Genomic DNA, 830 nt, shown 5'->3' with positions numbered 1-830 from the left:
GTCTGCCCGCCCATGCCGACGATACCGCCGCAGCAGACCTTGATGCCGCTGGCACGCACGTTGCCAAGCGTTTCGAGCCGGTCCGCGAAGCCGCGCGTCGTGATGATCTCGCCGTAGTATCGCTCGGACGTATCGATGTTGTGGTTGTAGTAGTCGAGGCCGGCCGCCTTCAGGCGCTGCGCCTGGCCAGGATCGAGCATGCCGAGCGTCATGCAGGTTTCCATGCCGAGCGCCTTCACGGCCTCGACCATGGCGACCAGGGCGTCCATGTCGCGCTCCCTCGGGCTGCGCCAGGCAGCACCCATGCAGTAGCGTGTCGCGCCCGCGTCGCGCGCCTTGCGGGCTTCGCTCACGACGCGCTCGACGTCCATGAGCTTGGAGGCCTTCAGCCCCGACGGATAGCGGGCGGACTGGCTGCAATAGCCGCAGTCCTCAGGGCAGCCGCCGGTCTTGATACTGAGCAGCCGGCTCAGCTGGACACGGTTCGGATCGAAGTTCTGACGGTGCACCGAGTGCGCCTGGAACAGCAGGTCGTTGAAGGGCGCGTCATAGAGGGCCTGGGCCTCTTCAAGGGTCCAACGCTTGCGGGCAGCTACTGGTGTCGGCATGATGCCGCTGCGTTTCAATGACGCTGTCATGTCGTCCCCATCAATTCAAATTCCTGTTGCTGTCCGCCTTGACCGGGACGTCCAGACCGATGTCGAGGATCGGCGCGCTGTGCGTGATCCAGCCAACGGAGATGAGGTCGACGCCGGTCGCGGCGATCGCCGCTGCCGTTCTTTGCGTCACGCGACCGGACGCTTCGGTGATCGCGCGGCCGCCCACCATCG

Annotated in this window: 1 protein-coding gene and 1 pseudogene; both read right to left on the bottom strand. The window is 65.7% G+C overall.

What is annotated here, in order from left to right; genetic code table 11:
- Positions 1–638 (bottom strand): biotin synthase BioB (gene bioB / locus EOA86_RS36655; RefSeq protein WP_128345833.1); only part of this gene is annotated, 638 nt, incomplete at its 3' end.
- 10 nt (positions 639–648) lie between these two features.
- Positions 649–830: pseudogene (locus tag EOA86_RS36650) on the bottom strand (nicotinate-nucleotide diphosphorylase (carboxylating)); the annotation flags it as partial.

This window comes from Mesorhizobium sp. M5C.F.Ca.IN.020.32.2.1 (assembly GCF_004023105.1).
GTDB classification, from domain to species: domain Bacteria; phylum Pseudomonadota; class Alphaproteobacteria; order Rhizobiales; family Rhizobiaceae; genus Mesorhizobium; species Mesorhizobium wenxiniae.
The sequence above is the reverse complement of the archived record's forward strand: the minus strand, read 5'-3'. Positions and strand labels throughout refer to the sequence as shown.